Origin of the sequence: Nocardiopsis ganjiahuensis DSM 45031 (genome assembly GCF_000341085.1) — a bacterium.
GTDB lineage: Bacteria > Actinomycetota > Actinomycetes > Streptosporangiales > Streptosporangiaceae > Nocardiopsis > Nocardiopsis ganjiahuensis.
The window spans coordinates 15,284-35,085 of record NZ_ANBA01000014.1; the positions used below are offsets into that span (position 1 = coordinate 15,284).

The 19,802-nt window shown below is 72.6% G+C and carries 23 protein-coding genes; 9 read left to right on the forward strand and 14 right to left on the reverse strand.

Translation table 11 applies throughout. The features are described 5' to 3' along the window. Positions 1-86 precede the first annotated feature (86 nt). From D458_RS0119835 to D458_RS0119850, 4 genes are read right to left on the reverse strand one after another with little or no spacing between them, the layout of a single operon-like run. Positions 87-1,298, reverse strand: a complete 1,212-nt coding sequence (locus D458_RS0119835; RefSeq protein WP_017588481.1) for an acyl-CoA dehydrogenase family protein — start codon at positions 1,296-1,298, stop codon at positions 87-89. Further along, positions 1,298-2,311 (reverse strand): phosphotransferase family protein, encoded by a 1,014-nt coding sequence (locus tag D458_RS0119840; RefSeq protein ID WP_017588482.1) that lies wholly within the window; start codon positions 2,309-2,311, stop codon positions 1,298-1,300. The genes D458_RS0119835 and D458_RS0119840 overlap by 1 nt, the downstream gene beginning before the upstream one ends. After that, complete coding sequence (locus D458_RS0119845; protein ID WP_026119496.1) at positions 2,308-3,105, reverse strand: SDR family oxidoreductase; 798 nt, start codon at positions 3,103-3,105, stop codon at positions 2,308-2,310. Before D458_RS0119845 ends, D458_RS0119840 begins: the two co-directional genes overlap by 4 nt. A 5-nt stretch (positions 3,106-3,110) precedes the next feature. Beyond that, complete coding sequence (locus tag D458_RS0119850; protein WP_017588484.1) at positions 3,111-3,866, reverse strand: SDR family oxidoreductase; 756 nt, start codon at positions 3,864-3,866, stop codon at positions 3,111-3,113. Positions 3,867-4,015: 149 nt separating this feature from the next. Here D458_RS0119850 and D458_RS0119855 point away from each other — a divergent pair, with 149 nt between their 5' ends. Then, positions 4,016-4,297, forward strand: a complete 282-nt coding sequence (locus D458_RS0119855; protein ID WP_017588485.1) for a GNAT family N-acetyltransferase — start codon at positions 4,016-4,018, stop codon at positions 4,295-4,297. Between the two features lie 45 nt (positions 4,298-4,342). After that, positions 4,343-5,251: an LLM class flavin-dependent oxidoreductase gene (locus D458_RS0119860; protein ID WP_017588486.1), complete on the forward strand. Its 909-nt coding sequence runs from the start codon at positions 4,343-4,345 to the stop codon at positions 5,249-5,251. A gap of 141 nt (positions 5,252-5,392) precedes the next feature. Here D458_RS0119860 and D458_RS0119865 read toward each other — a convergent pair whose 3' ends face one another. The 3 genes from D458_RS0119865 to D458_RS0119875 all read right to left on the reverse strand — a co-directional run bounded on the left by D458_RS0119865 (position 5,393) and on the right by D458_RS0119875 (position 8,446). Further along, entirely contained in the window at positions 5,393-6,352 is a 960-nt protein-coding gene (locus D458_RS0119865) for a quinone oxidoreductase family protein (protein WP_017588487.1), read from the reverse strand. Positions 6,353-6,527: 175 nt separating this feature from the next. Further along, positions 6,528-7,883, reverse strand: coding sequence for an LURP-one-related/scramblase family protein (locus tag D458_RS0119870; RefSeq protein WP_017588488.1), 1,356 nt, complete (start codon positions 7,881-7,883; stop codon positions 6,528-6,530). Between the two features lie 182 nt (positions 7,884-8,065). Further along, entirely contained in the window at positions 8,066-8,446 is a 381-nt protein-coding gene (locus D458_RS0119875) for a cupin domain-containing protein (protein WP_017588489.1), read from the reverse strand. 97 nt (positions 8,447-8,543) lie between these two features. Here D458_RS0119875 and D458_RS0119880 point away from each other — a divergent pair, with 97 nt between their 5' ends. From D458_RS0119880 to D458_RS0119890, 3 genes are all read left to right on the forward strand, one after another. Further along, positions 8,544-9,017, forward strand: a complete 474-nt coding sequence (locus D458_RS0119880; protein WP_017588490.1) for a MarR family winged helix-turn-helix transcriptional regulator — start codon at positions 8,544-8,546, stop codon at positions 9,015-9,017. 108 nt (positions 9,018-9,125) lie between these two features. Further along, positions 9,126-10,646, forward strand: a complete 1,521-nt coding sequence (locus D458_RS0119885; RefSeq protein ID WP_017588491.1) for a carboxylesterase/lipase family protein — start codon at positions 9,126-9,128, stop codon at positions 10,644-10,646. A gap of 141 nt (positions 10,647-10,787) precedes the next feature. Next, the gene (locus tag D458_RS0119890) at positions 10,788-11,471 is read left to right on the forward strand and encodes a GTP pyrophosphokinase (RefSeq protein WP_017588492.1); all 684 of its coding nucleotides are present in this window, start codon (positions 10,788-10,790) and stop codon (positions 11,469-11,471) included. Here D458_RS0119890 and D458_RS36105 read toward each other — a convergent pair. From D458_RS36105 to D458_RS0119905, 3 genes are read right to left on the reverse strand one after another with little or no spacing between them, the layout of a single operon-like run. Next, positions 11,449-12,363, reverse strand: a complete 915-nt coding sequence (locus D458_RS36105) for an alpha/beta fold hydrolase (protein ID WP_017588493.1) — start codon at positions 12,361-12,363, stop codon at positions 11,449-11,451. The two genes, D458_RS0119890 and D458_RS36105, sit on opposite strands and share 23 nt — an antisense overlap. Positions 12,364-12,368: 5 nt before the next feature. Next, complete coding sequence (locus tag D458_RS0119900) at positions 12,369-12,824, reverse strand: Clp protease N-terminal domain-containing protein (RefSeq protein WP_017588494.1); 456 nt, start codon at positions 12,822-12,824, stop codon at positions 12,369-12,371. A 7-nt stretch (positions 12,825-12,831) separates the two neighbouring features. Next, positions 12,832-13,035: a hypothetical protein gene (locus D458_RS0119905; RefSeq protein WP_040702596.1), complete on the reverse strand. Its 204-nt coding sequence runs from the start codon at positions 13,033-13,035 to the stop codon at positions 12,832-12,834. A gap of 186 nt (positions 13,036-13,221) precedes the next feature. Here D458_RS0119905 and D458_RS0119910 point away from each other — a divergent pair, with 186 nt between their 5' ends. The 4 genes from D458_RS0119910 to D458_RS37240 all read left to right on the forward strand — a co-directional run bounded on the left by D458_RS0119910 (position 13,222) and on the right by D458_RS37240 (position 17,459). Continuing rightward, entirely contained in the window at positions 13,222-13,725 is a 504-nt protein-coding gene (locus D458_RS0119910; RefSeq protein WP_017588496.1) for a 2Fe-2S iron-sulfur cluster-binding protein, read from the forward strand. Next, positions 13,722-14,711, forward strand: coding sequence for an FAD binding domain-containing protein (locus tag D458_RS0119915; RefSeq protein WP_017588497.1), 990 nt, complete (start codon positions 13,722-13,724; stop codon positions 14,709-14,711). Before D458_RS0119910 ends, D458_RS0119915 begins: the two co-directional genes overlap by 4 nt. Further along, positions 14,708-16,825, forward strand: a complete 2,118-nt coding sequence (locus tag D458_RS0119920; RefSeq protein WP_017588498.1) for a xanthine dehydrogenase family protein molybdopterin-binding subunit — start codon at positions 14,708-14,710, stop codon at positions 16,823-16,825. The genes D458_RS0119915 and D458_RS0119920 overlap by 4 nt, the downstream gene beginning before the upstream one ends. 313 nt (positions 16,826-17,138) lie before the next feature. Continuing rightward, positions 17,139-17,459: a hypothetical protein gene (locus D458_RS37240; protein WP_083936365.1), complete on the forward strand. Its 321-nt coding sequence runs from the start codon at positions 17,139-17,141 to the stop codon at positions 17,457-17,459. 247 nt (positions 17,460-17,706) lie between these two features. Here D458_RS37240 and D458_RS37635 read toward each other — a convergent pair whose 3' ends face one another. Genes D458_RS37635 through D458_RS0119945 form a run of 4 tightly spaced genes read right to left on the reverse strand, consistent with a single transcriptional unit; the run spans position 17,707 to position 19,776 of the window. Continuing rightward, the gene (locus D458_RS37635) at positions 17,707-18,216 is read right to left on the reverse strand and encodes a gas vesicle protein K (protein WP_017588499.1); all 510 of its coding nucleotides are present in this window, start codon (positions 18,214-18,216) and stop codon (positions 17,707-17,709) included. Next, entirely contained in the window at positions 18,213-18,530 is a 318-nt protein-coding gene (locus D458_RS0119935; RefSeq protein WP_017588500.1) for a gas vesicle protein, read from the reverse strand. The genes D458_RS37635 and D458_RS0119935 overlap by 4 nt, the downstream gene beginning before the upstream one ends. Further along, positions 18,527-19,342, reverse strand: coding sequence for a GvpL/GvpF family gas vesicle protein (locus D458_RS0119940; RefSeq protein ID WP_017588501.1), 816 nt, complete (start codon positions 19,340-19,342; stop codon positions 18,527-18,529). Before D458_RS0119940 ends, D458_RS0119935 begins: the two co-directional genes overlap by 4 nt. After that, positions 19,342-19,776, reverse strand: a complete 435-nt coding sequence (locus D458_RS0119945; RefSeq protein ID WP_040702597.1) for a gas vesicle protein — start codon at positions 19,774-19,776, stop codon at positions 19,342-19,344. Before D458_RS0119945 ends, D458_RS0119940 begins: the two co-directional genes overlap by 1 nt. Between the last annotated feature and the right edge of the window lie 26 nt (positions 19,777-19,802).

Consider the following 19,802-nt stretch of genomic DNA (forward strand, 5'->3'; position numbering starts at 1 on the left):
CGGGCCCGCTACGCGGCTGTGCTTCCTGAGTCCTCTACGCGACAGCGCTTTCTGGGTCCGCTACGCGGCTGTGCTTCCTGAGTCCTCTACGAGTACTTGCGCAGCTCGGCGCGGGCCAGCGAGCGCAGGTGCACCTCGTCCGGGCCGTCGGCCAGGCGCAGCGATCGCACCCCCGCCTGCCACCCCGCCAGCGGGGTGTCCTGGCTGACCCCGGCGGCGCCGTGCGCCTGGACGCACTTGTCCAGGATCCACTCCACCGTGCGCGGGGTGGCGATCTTGATCGCCTGGATCTCGCTGTGCGCGCCCTTGTTGCCCACGGTGTCCATCAGGTAGGCGGTCTTGAGCACCAGCAGGCGCAGCTGCTCGATCGCCACCCGGGCCTCGGCGATCCACTCGCGGACCACGCCCTGCTCGGCCAGGGGGCGCCCGAAGGCCACCCGGTCCAGCACCCGCTTGCAGGTCAGCTCCAGGGCTCGCTCGGCGACGCCGATGGAGCGCATGCAGTGGTGGATACGGCCAGGGCCCAGCCGGGCCTGGGCGATCGCGAAGCCCTCGCCCTCGCCGCCGATCAGGTTCTCGGCGGGCACGCGCACGTCGTCGAAGAACACCTCGGCGTGACCGCCGTGGTCGCTGTCGTCGTAGCCGAAGACGCTCATGCCGCGCCCGATCCGCAGCCCCGGGGTGTTCTTGGGGACCAGCACCATGCTCTGCTGCTTGTGCCGCTCGGCGTCGGGATCGGTCTTGCCCATCACGATGAGGATCTCGCAGGCCGGGTTGAGCGCCCCGCTGATGTACCACTTGCGTCCGTTGACGACGTACTCGTCACCGTCGCGCACGATGCGGGTGGTGATGTTGGTGGCGTCGGAGGAGGCGACCTCGGGCTCGGTCATGGCGAAGGCGGACCGGATGCGCCCGTCCAGCAGGGGCTCCAGCCACTGCTTCTTCTGCTCGGGGGTGCCGAACATGGTCAGCACCTCCATGTTCCCGGTGTCCGGGGCGGCGCAGTTGAGGGCCACCGGAGCCAGGTGGGAGCTGCGTCCGGTGATCTCGGCCAGCGGCGCGTACTTGAGGTTGGGGAGCCCGCCGTGTTCGGGGTGCCCGGCCAGGAACAGGTTCCAGAGCCCCCGCTTGCGGGCCTCCGCCTTGAGCTCCTCGACCACCGGGGGGATCGCCCAGGGGTCCTCGCGCTCCTCCAGCTGTGCGGCGAACACGGGCTCCGCGGGGTAGACGTGTTCGTCCATGAAGGCCAGGAGCCGCTCGCGCAACTCCTCGGTCTCGGCATCGTAAGCGAAATCCATTAGTCCTCCTTGAGCACGGTGTGGGCGCGTTCGACCAGCGGGGCGACGACGTCGCCGATCCCGTCGAAACCCGCGCCCACGGTCAGTCCCCGGCTGTGCCGGTAGTGGATGCCCTCGGCGATCACCGCGAGCTTGAAACAGCCGAAGGCCACGTACCAGCCGAGCCGGGACACGTCCCGGCCGGAGGCCTCCGCGTACATCCGCACCAGCTCGGCGGAGCTGGGGAAACCCTCGGCCGAGGTGGCGGGGGTACCGCCGCCGGTGACCGGCTGCTCCCGGTAGACGAGCATCAGACCCAGGTCGACCAGGGGGTCGCCTAGGGTGGCCATCTCCCAGTCCAGGACCGCGGTGAGCTTCCCGTCGCCGGTGACCAGTACGTTGTCGAGCCGGTAGTCACCGTGCACGATCGCGGGCGCGCCCTGCTCGGGCAGCGCGGCGGCCAGCCGGTCGCGCAGGTCGTCGATCCCGGGGATGTCCCGGCTGCGGGAGGACTCCAGCTGTTTGCTCCAACGGCGCACCTGGCGTTCCAGGAAGCCCGCCGGGCGGCCGAAGTCGCCCAGGCCCACCTCCTCGGGGTCCACCGCGTGCAGGTTCCCCAGCGTGGTGACCAGCTCGTCGGCGACCCTGCGCACGCCCTCCACCCCGAGCGGGGCGATCTCGTCCAGGGTGCGGAAGGGAGTGCCCGACACGTACTCCATGACGTAGAACGGCGCGCCCAGGACCTCGGTGTCCTCGCACAGCAGGTGGGTGCGCGGCACCGGCACGGCGGTCTCGCTCAGAGCGGTCATCACCCGGTACTCGCGGGGCATGTCGTGGGCGGTGGCCAGCACGTGCCCCAGGGGCGGGCGGCGCACCACCCAGGAGCCGGCGCCGTCGGAGACCACGTAGGTCAGGTTGGACTTGCCGCCCGCGACGACCCGTCCGCCGAGCGGCCCCGCGACCAGACCGGGAACCTCGCGGTCCAGGTGGGCGCGCAGCCGGTCCAGGTCCAGCCCGGGCAGTTCGTCGCTCATGCCTGCTCCTCCGGGGTGAACACCTTGGCCTGGAGGCGGCGCATCCCGGCCAGCCAGGCGTCGGTGTCGGTGGCCCTGGCCGCGTAGTAGTCGGCGACCTGCGGGTGCGGCAGGATCAGGAAGCGGCCGTCGGACAGTCCGGCGATCACGGCGTCGGCGACCTCCTCGGGGGTGATGGCGTCCCCGGTCAGGATCGCCTGGCCCTCGGGGCCGGAGTCGTCGAGCATGTTGGTGCGCACGCCCAGGGGGCACAGGCACTGCGTGGTGATGCCCCGGTCCCCGTAGGTGGCCGACATCCACTCGCCGAAGGCCAGCGCGGCGTGCTTGGTCACCGAGTACGGTGCGCTGCCCAGCATGCTGAGCAGGCCCGCCGCGGACACGGTGGTGAGCAGGTGGCCCTGGCCGCGCTCCAACCAGCCCGGTACCAGCTCGCGGGCGGCGCGCACGTGCGCCATCACGTTGACCTGCCAGGACCGGTCCCAGTCGGACTCCAGCGCCTCGGGTCCGCCGCTGAGGGCGATCCCGGCGTTGGCCACGTACAGGTCGATCCCGCCCAGGTGCGCCCCGGCCTCGGCGACCAGGGCGGTCACGCCCTCCTCGCTCGCGGCGTCCCCGGGGACGGCGATCCCGCCGATCTCACCGGCCACCGCCTCGGCGGCGCCCGCGTCCAGGTCGTTGACCACCACACGGGCCCCGGCCCCGGCCAGGCGGCGGGCGATGGCCGCGCCGATCCCGTTGCCGCCGCCGGTGACCACGGCTCCGATCTCGTTCAGCTGTGTTCCCTGAAGCCCCATGCTGTTCACACCCCTCCGGTCAGGGTGACGCCGCCGTCCAGCACCAGGGTGCGGCCGGTGACCCACGCGGCGTCCTCGGAGAGCAGGAACGCGACCGCGCCCGCGACGTCCTCGGGCAGGCCCAGGCGGCCCAGCGGGTACTGGGCGGCGACCTCCTCCTCGCGGCCTTCGTACAGGGCCTCGGCGAAGCGGGTCTTGACCACGGCCGGGGCGACCCCGTTCACGCGGATGTTCGGGCCCAGTTCGACCGCGAGCTCCTCGGTGATGTGGGTGAGCATCGCCTTGGTGGCGCCGTAGAAGCCGATGCCGGGGGCGGGTTTGGTCCCGGCCACGGAGGAGACGTTGACGATGGCCCCGCCGTGCTCGGCGAGCCAGGCCTTGTGGACCTTCTGGACCCAGGAGATCGCGGAGAGTGCGTTGACCTCGAAGATCTTGCGCGCGGCGTCCAGGTTGAGGTCGACCATACGGCCGTAGACCGGGTTGATGCCGGTGTTGTTGACGAACAGGTCGGCGCTGCCGAAGGCCTCCAGGGTGGCGGCGATCGCGGCGTCCTGGTGCTCCGGGTCGTCGCCGCGGCCGGGGATCCCGATGGCGTGCTCGGGGCCGCCGAGGGCCTCGACGGCCTCCTTGAGGGGCTCGGGCTTGCGTGCGGTGATGCACACGCGAGCACCCTCGGAGACGAGCCGCTGGGCGATGGCCAGACCGATGCCGCGGCTGGCACCGGTGATGATGGCGGTGCGCCCGCCGAACCGCGAAGTCATGCGTACTCCTTAGACCGACTGGTCGGTATGTCACGGAGACTCTATGTCCGCGAAGGTGCGTGCCGCAAGGGCTACGCGGGCAGGTCAAGGACGACAATGGCTCGGACGCGGGCGAGGCCGCCCGTACCCCACACGCAGGAGGTGCCGCCATGGCCGCAGAGGTCACCGACGTTCCCGACAGGCGCCGTTACGAGGTCAGGTCCGACGGTGAGGTCGCCGGATACGCGGAGTACATCCTCACCGAAGGCCTCATCACCTTCACGCACACCGAGATCGACCCCGCCTTCGAGGGCAAGGGGCTGGGCAGCGTCCTGGTGCGCGAGGCGCTGGACGACGTGCGCACCCGGGAACTGGCCGTGCTCCCGCTGTGCCCCTTCGTCAAGGGCTGGATCCAGCGCCACCGGGACTACGCCGACCTGGTGTACCAGTGACGGGGGCGGTGGGAGCACGGGGCCGAGTGAGGAGGGGGCGCTGACATGGGTGCCGACTACGGGCGGGAGATCGCCTTCGGGGTCTTTCCCGACCCCGGTGCGGACGCGGACACGCTCCGGCGGACCTGGGACGTGATCGAGGCCGCCGAACGCGGCGGGCTGGACTTCGCGGGAATCCAGGACCATCCCTACCAGCGCAGGCACCTGGACGCCTGGAGTCTGATGGCCGCGGTGCTGGCGCGCACCGAACGGCTCCGGGTCTTTCCCGACGTCGCCAACCTGCCGCTGCGCCCGCCGGCGGTCATGGCCAAGAACGCCGCCAGTCTGGACGTGCTCTCCGGCGGCCGCTTCGAACTGGGGCTGGGCGCGGGGGCGTTCTGGGAGGCGATCGAGGCCATGGGCGGCGAGCGCCGCACCCCGCGCGAGGCCGCCGACTCCCTGCTGGAGGCGATGGAGGTGATCCGGCTCATGTGGTCCGACCAGCGGTCGGTCCGCTTCGAGGGGGAACACTACCGGCTGGCCGGGGTCAGACCCGGTCCGGCCCCCGCGCACGACATCGGGATCTGGCTGGGCGTGGGCGGCCCCCGGATGCTGAAGGCGGTGGGCCGGAGCGCCGACGGCTGGGTGGTCTCCCACGCCTACGTGGGGCCGGAGAAGCTGCCCGAGATGCACGCGCGCATCGACGCGGGCGCGGCCGGGGCCGGACGCGATCCGGCCGCGATCCGTCGGGTGTACAACCTGTGGGGCACCATCACCGACGGCGCGCCACAGGGGCAGGGCTCGTTGGAGGGCCCCGTCGGCCTGTGGGTGGAGACCCTCACCGAGCTCGCTCTGGAGTGCGGCATGGACACCTTCGTGCTCGGCCCGGCGGGGGGCTCCGCCGCCCAGGTGGAGCTGTTCGCCGCCGAGGTGGCCCCCGCCGTCCGTGCGGCGGTCCGCGCGGGCCGGGGCTGACCCGCCCACGGACCCGTCACCGTCTCCCTGTTCCGGGCCGTGCCGGCGCGACCCGGAACAAGGAAACGGACATATGTGAATCTACTTCGTAAAGGTGGGCGTTCCGAAAATACTCACGGCTTCGCTCGCCGGGGTTCGCTCCTACGCCGAGGGGTCGAGGGTCAGCTTGCCGACCGTGCCGCGGGCCCGCAGGTCCTCGTGGGCCCGGCGGGCCTCCGACAGCGGGTAGGTCTCACCCAGGACCGGCCGGAGGCTGCCCTCGGCGACCATCGTGAAGAGCTCGTTCATCGCCTGTCCGACCACGTCGCCCGGCAGCAGGAAGGCGTGCGGCAGCCACATACCGCCCACGGTGACGGAGAAGCGCATCAGGTTGGGCAGCTTCACCGGGCTGGGCAGCTCGCGCGAGGCCATCCCGTAGAAGCCCAGGCGGCCGAACGGGGCCAGCGCCCGTACGCTCTCGTCGGTGACCCGGCCGCCCACCATGTCCAGGACGATGTCCACCCGCCTGCCGTGGTTGGCCTCGATCAGCGCGGCGGTCATGTCGGGGGCGGCGGAGTCCACCACGGCATCGGCGCCCAGCTCCAGGGCGAGCTTGCGCTTCTCCTCGGTGCTGGCCACCGCGATCACCCGGCCGGCGCCGAACTGCTTGGCCAGCTGGACCGCGAGCGTGCCCACGCCGCCGCCGGCGGCGTGCACCACGACGGACTCACCGGGGGAGATCCGGGTGGTCCTGCGCAGCAGCAGCCAGGCCGAGGCGCCCTGGACGATCAGGGCCAGCGCGGCCGCGTCGGAGACGCCGTCGGGGATGTCGTAGGCCAGGTTGGGGTCGGCCACGGCGCGCTCGGCGTAACCGCCGCCGCCGTTGAGCAGGGCCACGACCCGGCGGCCGTCGGAGGTGCGCCCGGCGACCTCGCCGCCGGGGACCATGGGCAGGGTCGAGGGGGCCAGGTAGCTGTTCTCGGCCTGGTGTGTGTCGGCGAAGTTCACCCCGCTGAGGGCGACGTCGACGAGGAGCTCGCCCTGGCCGGGCTCCGGCTCGGGGAGCTCCGTGGGCACGAGGACCTCGGGTCCGCCGAACTCGGTGATCTGGATGGCGCGCATGGTGGGCCCTTCCTGGTGGTGGAGCGGCAACAGGCGGAAATCATACCGACCGGATGGTATGCCGTGGGGATCGGGGACGGGCCGGAGCCGTGACGGCAGGGTGCGAACGGGCCCCTCGTCCACCGCGCGGTGGACGAGGGGCCCGTTGGTGCCTGGGTGGCGGACGCCGTGGCGGCTACCTGCGGCGGGAGCTGCGGCCCTCGGAGCGACCGCCTCCGGAACGGCGGCTGCCCCCGGAACGGCCTGCGCTGGAACGGCCTGCGCTGGAACGACCCGCGCCGGAACGACCGGAGGACCGGCTCGAGCCGCTGCCCCCGGCGCTGCGGAAACCGCTCGAGGCGCGGCGTGAGACGGAACCGCTTCGCGAGGAGGATGTGCCTCGGGAGGAGGACGTGCCCCGGGAGGAGGATGTGCTCCGAGAGGAGGACGTGCCCTTCGAGGACGGGCTCGAGGAGCGGTTGAACCCCAGGGCCGAACCCGGCGACGAGGCCCTCGAACCACCGCGCATGGAGTCGCCGGCCCGCCCGGCGGTCCTGTTCCGGGAGGCGTCGCGCTTCACCCTGGCCGCACGCGAGGTACCGCCGCCGCCCTGGGCGCGGCCCCGGCGCTCACGTCGGGCCGCCGACCCGGTGGCGGGGGCCTCCGAGCGCGACGCGAACCCCGCCCCGCCGCGCCGTTCGACGCGCGGCGCGCGGTTGCTCCGGGAGGCGGGCGCCTCCGACCGGGAGGAGCGGGAGGAGTGGGTGCGGTAACCCGACCGGGAGCCGACCGCGCGTTCGCGCACGGGAACGTAGCCCCGGCGGCGCACCGGCTGCCAGGTGTGGACCGCCAGCGGCGGGCGCCTGCGCCGGGTGACGACGTAGCCGCGCCGGGGGTGGTGCCAGTGGTGGCGGGGCAGGTAGCCGTAATCGGGGTAGCGGCGGAAGTCGGCGTAGTGGGAGTGGTAGAACTCCGGTTCGCGCTCGTGCAGCAGCACGTCGATGGTGATCGCGGCGCCGATGATCAGGCGGCGCAGCGGCCAGGGCAGGTCGTAGGCGAACTCCAGCGCGTAGCGGTCCTCGGTGGTGAAGAACTGCCCGCCCAGGCCCGGGTGCTCCTTGCCGATCCGGGCGACCTCGATCCCCGCGTGGTCCAGGACGGTGAAGTCCCAGCCGTTCCAGTCGCCCCGGATCTCGGCGACGGTGTGGCCCCGGGGGTCGTTGAGCCGGAAGCGGGAGCCCATGAAGGAGCGGTCCTGGACGATGCTGCCGTAGGGCTCGTTGTGCGGGCCGCTCACGTGGATGTAGGGGCGGCCCCGTTCCCAGGGCTTGTCCAGGGTCAGGAGCGGGTGGCCTTCGGGTGCGTAGATCGTGAACCGGTGGGGCAGCTGGGAGTCGCGCCGGTGCGTGTGCGACCACGCGGTCATGTGTTCGTTCACGTACGCCAGGGGCTGTCCGGCTTCGCTGAGGACCTCGTAGTGTCCCTCGGCGGCGAACAGGCGGCGGGGTTGTTCGACCAGCAGCACGGGTGCGGTGAACAGGGGTGCGTGCATGTGGGGGCCTTTCCGGCGCTGTCGCTCGGGGCGGCGGGGGCCGTCGGGTCGGGGGAGGCGGAGCGGATGATGCATCGGATTCCGGCTGAAAACCTATCGTCTGGCTTCGACGAGTGCGCGTGGTCACCGGTTCCGCCCACCCCGACAGCTGCCTCCGGCTCCGCCGCCGGGGCGCCGCGCCCTTACTCGGCCCAGGGGAGCGGCACCGTGCCCTCCCCGCCGGGGACGGAGGCCCGGCCTCCGGGGGTCATGCAGACGAGGGCCTCGCCGTGGGTGCGGGTGGTGCGGACCTGTCGGAGCAGGTCGGCGGGGATCACGACGGCCTGCCCGGGCAGGAGGCTCGCGGTCTCGCCGTCGACCGTGACCTCGAATCCGCCCGAGACGGGCATCCACACCTGGTCGCGGTCGATCATGTGCTCGGGGGAGGACGAACCCGGTTTCATGCGGATCCGCCAGGTGCTCAGCTGGTGGCTTCCCCGGCTCGGGCCGGCGAGGGGGTGCACGACGCCGTTCGGGGTCGTGATGAGGCGGTCCGGGGTCTCGCTGACGACGTTGACGGCCATGCCGGTGCTCCTCGGGTTCGGTGTGCGGCGTTGTGTGTAAAGCTGCTTTACTCAACCTGAGTAAAGTTGCTTGACTCGTCTGTGTCAAGATGGGCCCATGAGTGATGAGGACCCGCTGGAGCACGCCGAACTGACGTTCCTGCTGGGCATGGCCTTCCAGTTGACCCTGACCGAGTTCGTGCGACGGGTCGAGGCCGAGGGCTACGGCGACCTGCGCCCCGTGCACGGGTTCGCCTTCCAGGTGCTCCGCCACGGCGGGGCCACGAGCACCGAACTCGCCGCGCGGCTGGGCGTCACCAAGCAGGCGGCGGGGCAGATCGTTGCCTACCTGGAGGAGCGCGGTTACGTGCGGCGGGTCGAGCACGCCGGGGGCGGCCGCCGCAGGCTGGTGGTGCTGACCGACCGGGCGCACGAGCACCTCGCGGTGGCCGGGCGCACGATGCACGGGCTGGAGCGGCAGATCGGTGAGGAACTGGGCGAGGAGGGCCTGGCGTCGCTGCGCGGTCAGCTCGCCGAGCTGGTGCGGGGGCTGTCCGGGCCGGAACTGCCGCCGCTGCGCCCCGTCTGGTGACGGTGGCGTCGGCCTTCCAGGTCCGGAGTCCTGTCCTCGGCGCCAGGGCTTGCGCGGGCAAACCTAACGATGTTAGGTGGTGGGAGCACCGACCCCTAGGAGGCACACGTGGACGCCGAGCACACCGTGACGACCGCGAACGGACCGGTTCGCGGCGCCGTCTCACCCCGTTCGCAGGACGGGCGGATCACGGTCTACCGGGGCATCCCCTACGCTGCGGCCCCCTTCGGGGAGCACCGCTTCACGGCCCCCGCGCCCGCACCGGCCTGGGACGGGGTCCGTGACTGCACCGAACCCGGCCCGCCCGCGCCCCAGGGCACCCAGCTCATCGGCGCCGCCCCTTGGAGCCCGGACACCTCCCTGGACTGCCTGGTCCTCAACGTCTGGACCCCGGCCGCCCCGGCCGCCCCGGCCGCCCCGGACGGGGGCGCGCCGGTCCTGGTGTGGATCCACGGCGGTGCCTACATCGTCGGTTCCGGTGCCGAGGGCACCTACGAGGGCACCCGCCTGGCCGAGACCGGCCTGGTCGTGGTCAGCGTCAACTACCGGCTGGGCTTCGAGGGCTTCGGCCACGTCCCCGGCCGCCCCGACAACCGGGGCCTGCTGGACCAGGTCGCCGCGCTGCGCTGGGTGCGCGACAACATCGCCGCGTTCGGCGGGGACCCCGGCAACGTCACCGTCGCGGGGGAGTCCGCCGGGGCCGGTTCCGTGGTCTGCCTGATGGCTTCGCCCGAGGCCCGCGGGCTCTTCCACCGCGCCGTCGCGCACAGCGTCCCCGGCGACATGATCACCGTCGACTCCGCCCGGCTCGTCTCCGAGCGCGTGGCCGGTGCGGCCGGGGTGCCCCTGGACGCCGAGGCCCTGGCCGCGGTGGCGCCCGAGAAGATCCTGGCCGCCACCGACGAGGTCCTCGCCGGAAGCGGGAAGAGCGGCAAGGGCGTGCGCACCAAGGAGTTCACCTGCTACGCCCCCGTGGTCGGCGGCCCCGAGCTCCCCGAGCCCCCGCTGGACGCGATCGCCCGGGGCGCGGCCGCCGACGTGGCACTGCTCGTGGGCCACAACACCGAGGAGTACCGGCTCTTCACCGAGCTCGGTCAGACGGTGGAGATCGACGACGAGTCGGCCCTCGCGGCCACCGCGAGCCGCCTCGGACTGGGGGAGGGCGCGGTCGGGGCCTACCGGGCGGTGCACCCCGGGGCCTCCCTGCGCGAGCTCTTCAACGAGATCCGCGGTGACGCCCTGTTCTGCGAGTACTCCGTCCGCTTCGCCGAGGCGCACGCGGCGGCCGGCGGCAGCGCGTACTTCTTCCGGTTCGCCGCGCAGAGCCGCACGATGGAGGGTCGTCTGGGCGCCTGCCACGCCTTCGACCTGCCCTTCGCCTTCGGCAACCTGGACAGCGACCTGGCGCTGTTCCTGTGCGACGGCGAGCCCGACGAGGGGTACCGGGCACTGTCGGGGCGCATGGTCGCGGCCTGGAGCGCCTTCGCGGCCACCGGTGACCCGGGGTGGCCGGCGGTCCGGCCGGACACGACCGTGGTGCGGGTCTGGGACATCGAGGACTCCCTGACGGAGGGTGACGCCTCGCCGGTGCGTGCGCTGTGGGCGGACGTGTCCTTCGCTCCCAGATGACGTCCGAGCAGCCGAGCGACTCCCCGTGATCGGTAACATTCGGTCACGGGGATTCGGTACTGCTGTGACGGGGGTTGTTTCGTGGTGGATGACGTTCCGGAGGCGTTGCTGGCTGCTCGTGACGATGTCGCGCGTTTCCTCATGTCCTACAAGTTCGCCATCGACACGGTGATGGCGAAGGTCAACATCCTCAACGAGGAGTTCCGCTACACCCACGACCACAACCCCATCGAGCACGTCAGTTCGCGGCTGAAGTCCCCGGCGAGCATCATGGACAAGGCGCGCCGGCGCGGGGTGCCCTTCGACCTCAACGAGATCCGGGGGGCGATCCTGGACATCGCCGGCATCCGGGTGACGTGCAGCTTCATCTCGGACACCTACGCGATCCGGGACATGCTGATCGGGCACGAGGACATCAAGGTGATGGAGGAGCGGGACTACATCCGTGAGCCCAAGCCCAACGGCTACCGCAGTCTGCACCTGCTGGTGGAGACCTCGGTCCGGATGTCGGACCGCATCCTGGACGTGCCGGTGGAGATCCAGCTCCGCACCATCGCCATGGACTTCTGGGCCAGCCTGGAGCACAAGATCTACTACAAGTACGACAAGTCGGTGCCCGACCGGCTGTTGGACGAGATCCGTGAGGCGGCCGAGACCGCCAACCGCCTGGACGTGACCATGGAGCGCCTGCACGGGGAGGTCCGTGAGGAGGGCGACCGGGCCAAGACCCCGCTGCCGGGGCCGGAGGAGCTGCGCAAGCTGCCGCTGGCCGAGGAGCTGTTGCGGGCGCTGGCCGACCGGGTCAACTCCGAGCGCTCGGACTGACCCGGAGGTCGAGGAAGCCGGCGAGGGCACGGGCCACGCGTTCGGGCCGCCCGCTGTTGTCCGCGGCCAGGTGGCCCGCCCCGGCGAACTCCACCCGGCGGACGCGGGGCAGCGTGGTCTCGAGGGTGTCCAGCGCCTCCTTGAGGTAGCGGGCGCTCCTGGTGCCGCCGAGCAGGAGGACGTCGGCGCGCACGTCCGCGGCGGCCTTCGCCAGGTCCGCGGCCTCCGCCACCGTGCGGGCGTCCGGGCCCAGGGTGGGCAGCAGGTCCCGGAGCGGGACCTCGCTGTCGGAGCGGCCCCCGGCCAGGTCGAGGGTCTGCCCGATCCGTCGGGCCTGGGCGTTCAGGCCCAGGTGCATGAGCGGGACCAGAAGGGTCCGGGGGACGAGGCGCAGCCAGGGCGGGTCCTGGGTGCCCTTGGCCGCGGTGGCCATCGCGGCGGCCTCGCGGCCCTGGGACATCTCGTGCTCGTAGCGGGGCAGCCACGCGGTCGGTGAGAAGGCGCCCGTGGGCAGCGGGGGTTCGTACAGGGCGACCCGATACCCCTCGGAAGCCCCGAGCGCCCACTTCAGGACGGGGACCGCGCCCCCGCTGAGACCGAAGATCCCGCGTGCCCCGGTGTGTTCCACGATCGCGGCCACGTCCTCGGCGGCGCGCTCCAGTGAGTGGCCGGGGCCCTGGGGGCCGCTCAGGCCCCGTCCCCGGAGGTCGGGCAGGTACACGGTGAACCGGTCGCTGAGTGCGGCGCCCAGCTTCAGGAGGTTGTGCGAGGTCATCAGCGAGCCGTGGGTGAGCACGACCGCCGGGCCGGACCCCAGGCGGCGGTAGCCGAGGACGGTGCCGTCACGGGAGGCCGTCGAGCCGGTCCCGTGGGCGGGGTACGCGGTGGTCATCGGGATCAGTCCTTCGCGAGCCGTGAGCGGACCGCGTCCCGGTCCACGTCCAGGGCGTCCAGGAGGGCGGCGGCCGGGTCGGGCGCCCCGCGGTTCAGGAGCCCGAGCAGGATGTGCTTCGGGCCCGGGCGTTCCTTTCCGGCTTCCGCGCGCAGCCCCTTGAGGACCGCCTTGGCGGCGGGGGTCATGGGCAGGCGGTCGTCGGCCCGCCCGGGCAGGACGGGGCCGGGGGAGAGGGGCGCGATGCCGAGCGCGGCCAGAGCGGTCTCGTCCAGCTGCTCCAGGACCCGGCGGGCGACGGTCAGGTCCACGCCCAGTGCCCGGGCGGGGGCCGATCCTCCGTCGTGCAGGAGCGCCAGGAGCACGTGTTCGGTGCTGACCCTGCGGTCGCCGCGGAGCAGGGCCTCGGTGTTGGCGTCCAGGTAGACCTGGCCCAGTCCGGTGCGTGTGCTGGTTCCCATCACCGCCTCACCTGCCGTACTTGGTGTGGATCGACTGCCGGGTGACGCCGAGGGCGTCCCCGATCTGCTGCCAGGACCAGCCGGCCCGGCGGGCGGCGGCCACCTGGTTGGCCTCGACGCGTTCGGCGAGGCGGCGCAGGGCCAGGGCGGCGCGCAGGCCGGTCTCGGGGTCGTGGGCGGCCGGTTCGGAGGTCACATGTCCCGCGTTCATGGTGTCAGTCTGAACTGACAACGGAAGTGATGTCAAATCAAACTGACATCCGAATCCTTGGCCGGCCCGTCTCACCCCGGGGCCAAGGCCGGGCAAAAGCCGGTTTCGGGACGCCCCTCCCGGGTTAGGCGAGGGGGAGGACCGAGGCCCGACCAGGGCCGGCATCGTCGCGGAAGGTCGTCACCGGTGGACACCACGATCACCCTGCACGTGGACGGGGCCGAGCACACGCTCACCGTCGACACCCGAACCACACTCCTGGACGCTCTGCGCGACCGGCTGGGGGTGACCTCGCCGAAGAAGGGCTGCGACCACGGCCAGTGCGGCTCCTGCACCGTCCTGCTGGGGGACCGGCGCATCCTGGCCTGCCTGGCCCTGGCGGTGGCGCACGACGGCGCGCGGGTGACCACCGCCGCCGGCCTGGCGCCCGACGGAGAGCTCCACCCGCTCGCCCGGGCGATGGTCGACCACGACGGCTTCCAGTGCGGCTACTGCACACCCGGCCAGGTCTGTTCGGCCGTGGGCATGCTCGCGGAGGCCGAGGCCGGGTGGCCCAGCCACGCCACCCGGGACCTGACCGCCGCGACCGAACTCGACGACGCCGAGATCCGCGAGCGCATGAGCGGCAACCTCTGCCGCTGCGGCGCCTACCCCAACATCGTCGCCGCGATCCGGGAGGTGTCCCGGTGAGGCCCTTCGAGTACACGCGCCCCGCCCGCGCCGCAGAGGCCGTCGCCGCGGTGACCGCCGACCCCGGCGCCCGCTACCTCGCGGGCGGCACCAACCTCGTGGACCACCTCAAACTGGGCCTGACCGCCCCCACCGCACTGGTGGACGTACGCGACGCCCTCGACGACACGGTTCGGACCCTCGCCGACGGCGGGACCAGCATCGGCGCCGGCGTCCCCAACAGCGACCTCGCCGCGCACCCGGAGATCCGCCGGCGCTACCCGGTGCTCAGCGCGGCCCTGCTGGCCGGGGCCTCCGGCCAGCTGCGCAACATGGCCACCACCGGCGGGAACCTGCTGCAGCGCACGCGGTGCGTCTACTTCCAGGACGTCACCACGCCCTGCAACAAACGCGAACCCGGGTCGGGCTGTTCGGCCCTGGAGGGCCACGGTCGCGACAACGCCGTCCTGGGCGCCTCGGAGTTCTGCGTGGCCACCCACCCCTCCGACATGGCGGTGGCCCTGTGCGCCCTGGACGCCCGGGTCAGGGTCCTCGGCCCCGACGGCGAGCGCACCATTCCGGTGAACGGTTTCCACCGGCTTCCCGGAGCCACCCCGGAACGGGACACCGTCCTGTCCCACGGCGAGCTCGTCACCGCCGTCGAACTCCCACCGCCGGTGCCGGGCGCGCGCTCCACCTACCGCAAGGTCCGCGAACGCGCCTCCTACGCCTTCGCCCTGGTCTCCGTGGCCGCCCTCGTCCAGGTGCGCGACAGCCAGTTCGTCGACGCCCGTATCGCCTTCGGAGGCCTGGCCCACGCCCCCTGGCGTGCGCGCCGGGCCGAGGAGGTCCTGCGCGGCAGACCCGTGACCGAGGAATCCTTCCAGGTGGCGGCCGACGCCGAACTCGCCGAGGCGCGCACCGGCCGCGACAACTCCTACAAGGTGCCGCTCACCGTGAACACGCTCGCGTCGGTCCTGCGCGAACTCACCGAGGAGGACCGATGACCGCGACCGCACCGGGAAACCCGGCGACGCCCGTGTCACAGCCCCCGGCGGCCGACGAGCCCATGGCGCGGATCGAGGGCCGCGCCAAGGTCACCGGCACGGCGCCCTACGCCTACGAGCACCCGACCACCGAGCCGCTGTACCTGCACCCCGTGCTCTCGACCGTGGCCCGGGGCCGCGTCACCGCGGTACACACCGGCGACGCCGAACAGCTCGACGGGGTGCGCGCCGTGCTGACCAGTAAGAACGCCCCGCGTCTGGCTGACACGTCCGACCTCGAGTTCGCCGTCCTCCAGAGCGACGAGGTGACCTTCCACGGTCAGATCGTCGCCGCCGTGGCGGCCGACAGCCCCGAGACCGCGCGGGAGGCGGCCGCCCTGGTCCGCGTGGACTACGAGGAGCGGCCCCACGACGTCATACTGCGCTCCGACCACCAGGACCTGTACACACCGGGCGAAGCCGTCGCCGGGGCCGCGCCCGACTCCCACCAGGGCGACACGGACACCGCCCTGGCCCGGTCGGTCGTCCTGGTCGACCAGACCTACCGGACACCCCGGGAGTACAACAACCCGATGGAACCGCACTCCACGGTCGCCTTCTGGGAGACCCTCCCGGAGCGGCTCACCCTGTACGACTCCACCCAGGGCGCGCACACCGTCCGGGCGACGATGGCCACCGTGTTCGGGCTGCCCGAGGAGAACGTGCGCGTGATCGCCCCGCACGTGGGCGGAGGGTTCGGCTCCAAGGGCGCGGCCAAGGCCCACAACGTCCTGGTCGGGCTGGCCGCCCGCGCGCTGCCCGGCCGCACCGTCAAGCTGGCGCTCACCCGGCGGCACATGTTCAGCCTGACCGGCTACCGCCCGCCCACCATCCAGCGGATCCGGCTCGGCGCCGACACCGAGGGCCGTCTGGAGGCGCTCGTCCACGACGTCACCGAGCTGACCTCCAGAACCAAGGAGTACGCCGAGATGAGCGGCCTGAGCTCGCGGATGATGTACGCGGCGCCCGACCGCACCACCTCGCACCGGCTGACCGCCCTGGACGTACCGGTCCCGTTCTGGATGCGCGCGCCCGGCGAGGCGCCCGGCATGTTCGCGCTGGAGAGCGCCATGGACGAACTGGCCGTGGCGTGCGGGGTGGACCCCGTCGAACTGCGGGTGCGCAACGACCCCGGGGCGGATCCGCAGACGGGACGGCCGTGGTCGGGACGGCACCTGGTCCAGTGCCTGCGCGAGGGCGCCGAACGGTTCGGCTGGCAAGGCCGCGACCCGGTGCCCGGGCACCACCGGGACGGGGCGTGGCTGGTGGGCACCGGGGTGGCCTCGGCCGTGTACCCGCGCCTGACCAGCCCGGGCTCGGCGGCCGAGATCGAGTACGGCGCGGACGGCCGGTACACGGTCTCCATCGGCGCCGCCGACATCGGCACGGGAGCCTGGACGGTGCTGACCCAGATCTCCGCCGAGGCGCTGGGCTGCCCCGTCGACCGCGTGACGCTGAGGATCGGTGACTCCGACCTGCCCAGGGCGACCGTCGCGGGCGGCTCCTCGGGGACCTCCTCGTGGGGGACGGCGGTCCACGCGGCCGCGCGCGCCTTCCGCGGGGAACACGGGGCCGACCCCCGCCCGGGGGCGCGCACCCGGGCGGAGGCACCGGAGAACCCGGACCTGGAGCGTTACGCGATGTACTCGTTCGGGGCGCACTTCGCCGAGGTGCGGGTGCACGCCGACACCGGCGAGGTGCGCGTGCCGCGGATGCTGGGCGTGTACTCGGTGGGCCGGGTGATCAACCCGCGCACGGCCCGGTCGCAGCTGGTCGGCGGCATGGTCATGGGGTTGTCGATGGCGTTGCACGAGCAGGGCGTGGTGGACCCGCGCTTCGGGAACGTCGTCAACGGCGACCTCGCCGGGTACCACGTGGCGGCCAACGCCGACGTGGGCGAGGTGGAGGCCCACTGGCTGGAGGAGTCCGACCCGCACCTGAACCCGATGGGCGCGGCGGGGGTCGGTGAGATCGGCATCGTGGGCACGGCCGCCGCCATCGCCAACGCCGCCCACCACGCGACCGGGGTGCGGGTGCGCGAGCTACCCCTGACCCCGGACCGCTTCCTGCGCTGACCGGAGGGAAACCGACCGGCCCGTACGGGCGGCGGTGCCGTCGTGGGCACCGCCACGGCAACCACAGCACGCGGCCCCGTCCTCATCGGGGGGCGGGGCGCACAGGGGGGACATGAACGGACCGGACCCACGGGCGACCGCGGTCGCCCGGCCAGGGCCACGGTTGACCGAAGGCGGCGACGCCCCTCCCGCATGGGTCGCCGACACACTCGTCCGGGCCGTGGCGTAGGGCGAACCCGACCTCCCGCTCCCGGGCGGCGGCCGGACCCGGCAGCGGTGGCGCGCCCTGAGCGACCCGGCGCAGCGTGACCTCGTGGAGTCACCCCACGTCGAGGTGTCGCGGGCCAGGGGCCCCGAAGAGTGGCCGCCGGGCGAGTTCGACCTCGTGGTCCTCTCGGAGCTGCTCCACTACTTCGACGACCCCGACCCCGACCCCGACCCCGACCTCGACCTCCTGCTGGAGAGGACCGAGGCCCTCTCGGCGAAGGCGGAACACTCGTCGCCGCCCTCGCCCGGGGCGAGGGGGCCCACGTCATCGAGGCCGCCCACCGCAACGTGGGCGCCGCCCGACGCGCGGGTGCGGCCTGTGCCCTGGAGCTGGCCCGCCCCGGGGCGATGGAGGACGTATGGCTGACCACCACCGACGCCGACACCCTGGTTCCTGCGCACCGGACAGCCGTGCAGTTGGACCTGGCCCGAACGGCGGACGTGGTGGCAGGCACCGCGGAGGTGCGGGACTGGTCGGAACACCCGCCCTGGCCGGCCGAACGCTTCGCCCGTTCCTACCCGGTCGCACGGGCGCGTGAGCACCCCCGTGTGCACGGTGCCAACCTCGGCCAGGTGCACCTCGCGGGTCGTCGGGGGCGATCACCTGGGAGGGCTCAGCGGTCGGGGCCGCCCCCGTTCCGGGGTAGCAGCGAACCGAGAGGTCCCAGATCCAGGTTGAGGTCGTCCACCGTCAGGTCGTAGCGCTCACGGAGCTCGGTCATCCGCTCCTCCAGCAGCATGAGCGTCACTCCGATGCGCTCCTCCTGTTCGTCGCTGAGGTCGCCCTGCTCGACCCGGCGCAGCGCCTGCCGTTCCATGAGCTGGCGCACGAGCTCGACCACGGTGAGGATCAGTTTGATCAGGTCGCGTTCGACGGTGTCGGGATCGGTCGCGATCCGCTGGCGCAGGCTGCGGTCTCCGGCGCCGGAGGCACGGGAGACCCCGTGGGGCTCGGAGCGCGGGTGCGGCACGGTTCCGTCCAGAGCCTGCTGGAGGCGGTCCAGGAGCCGGGGCCCAGCGCCGTCCTCCTGCCAGCTCTCGTCGTCGAGGTCGTACACGTAGCCCTCCCGGGGCTCTTCGTAAGCCTCACGGGGAGGTTCCGTCTCCCGGTGTTCCTCGTTCATGTCCGTTCCCTCCCCGCGACGCCCCTGACCGGGTGGCCGTGCTCCCAGGGCGAGGGCACGTCCTCGTTGATCGACGAGACCAGGGCGCGTAGTGAGACGCGCACCAGGTCGACGTCGGCGATGGAGATGGTGAGGTCCCCGGTGATGACCACCCCCGCGCCCAGGACGCGGTCGAGCAGGTCGACCAGGGAGATGTCACGGTCCGCCGGCGGGTGGTCGTCGTCCGGCCGCCGCGCCAGGTTGCTGGTGTTCTCGGGGATCCCGGTGAAGCTCCCCTCGTGTTCGGGGAAACCGGAGAAGCCGTCGGAGCTCATACCCGGTCTCCGTCGGGTTCGCGGGATCCGGAGGGCTCGGCGGAGGCGAAGGAGTACGGGGCCCAGGGCCCGGAAACCTCGACCCTGGTGCCGGCCGGCGCTCGGTCCTGAAGCCGCCGGGCCTCGGTCAGGAAGGGTTCCACGTCTTCTGCCGCGACGAGGTAGGCCAGGTTCATGACGTTCTCACCCGGCACCCCGGCCAGGGAGGAGTCCTGCGGACGGTGCTGGGCGCGGGCCCGCGCCCACGCCGTCAGCGCGGCGTCGGTGCTCTCGCACAGGTCTGCGGCGACCCGCCAGGTGTCGTCCTGGCGCTCGCGCTGCTCACGGCGCCTGCGCAGGTAGGCCTTGCCCGGACTCTCTCCGGGGTCGGGCTGCGGGGGCGCTTCCACCGCCGCGGCGCGCTCAGCGGGGTCGGCGTAGACCTTGACGCTGTACTCCGTCCGGCCTGACAGCCGTCTCAGCACGGCGTCGAACATCGCGTGGTCCTGCCGCAGGACCTCGCGCACGCGGTCCTCGTTCCGGTACACCGTGGCCAGCCGCAGCGGGACGGTCGTGGCGGTGTTCGCCAGGGCCTCGACCACCGAGTGGTGGGCCCGAGCCGTCTCCTCCAGCCAGCGCAGGTCCTCCAGGTTGGCCCGGAGCGCGTCCTCGTCGAACTCGTTCAGCGGCACGGTGCTGACCACAGCCACCAGACCGTCCTCCTCGACCGGGTGGACCGGGTGCCGACCCACCCCCCTGACCTTGCCGAGCTCCCCGGACGGGAGCGGCCGGGTCACGGCGTACACGTAGCTGGCCTGTTCCGGCTGGCTCACTACTCCTCCTCGGCGGTGCGCGGGCCCGGTGCCCTCTCACGGCTGTCGGCCTCCGACCCTGTCTCCGGGAGGTCTCGGCCCTGCTTCTCGAGCTCGGGCGAGCGGTGCTGTTCCAAGGCGGCGATGCGCTCACGCAACCGGCGGTTCTCCTCGGCCAGTTCCTCGTCACCCCGGCTCATGGCCTTGGAGGACAGCGCGGGGTCGTGTTCCCACCAGTCGATTCCCATCTCCTTGGCCTTGTCCACGGATGCCACGAGCAGGCGGAGCTTGATGGTGAGGAGTTCGATGTCGAGCAGGTTGATCTTGATGTCACCCGCGATGACGATGCCCTTGTCCAGGACCCTTTCCAGGACGTCGGCCAGACTCGCCGAGGACGAACCACCCCGGGGGCGCACCTCCTGCCGATGACTCCGCCAGGGCGTCGGTTCCGTCACGTATGCCTCCTGGTAACTCCATCACT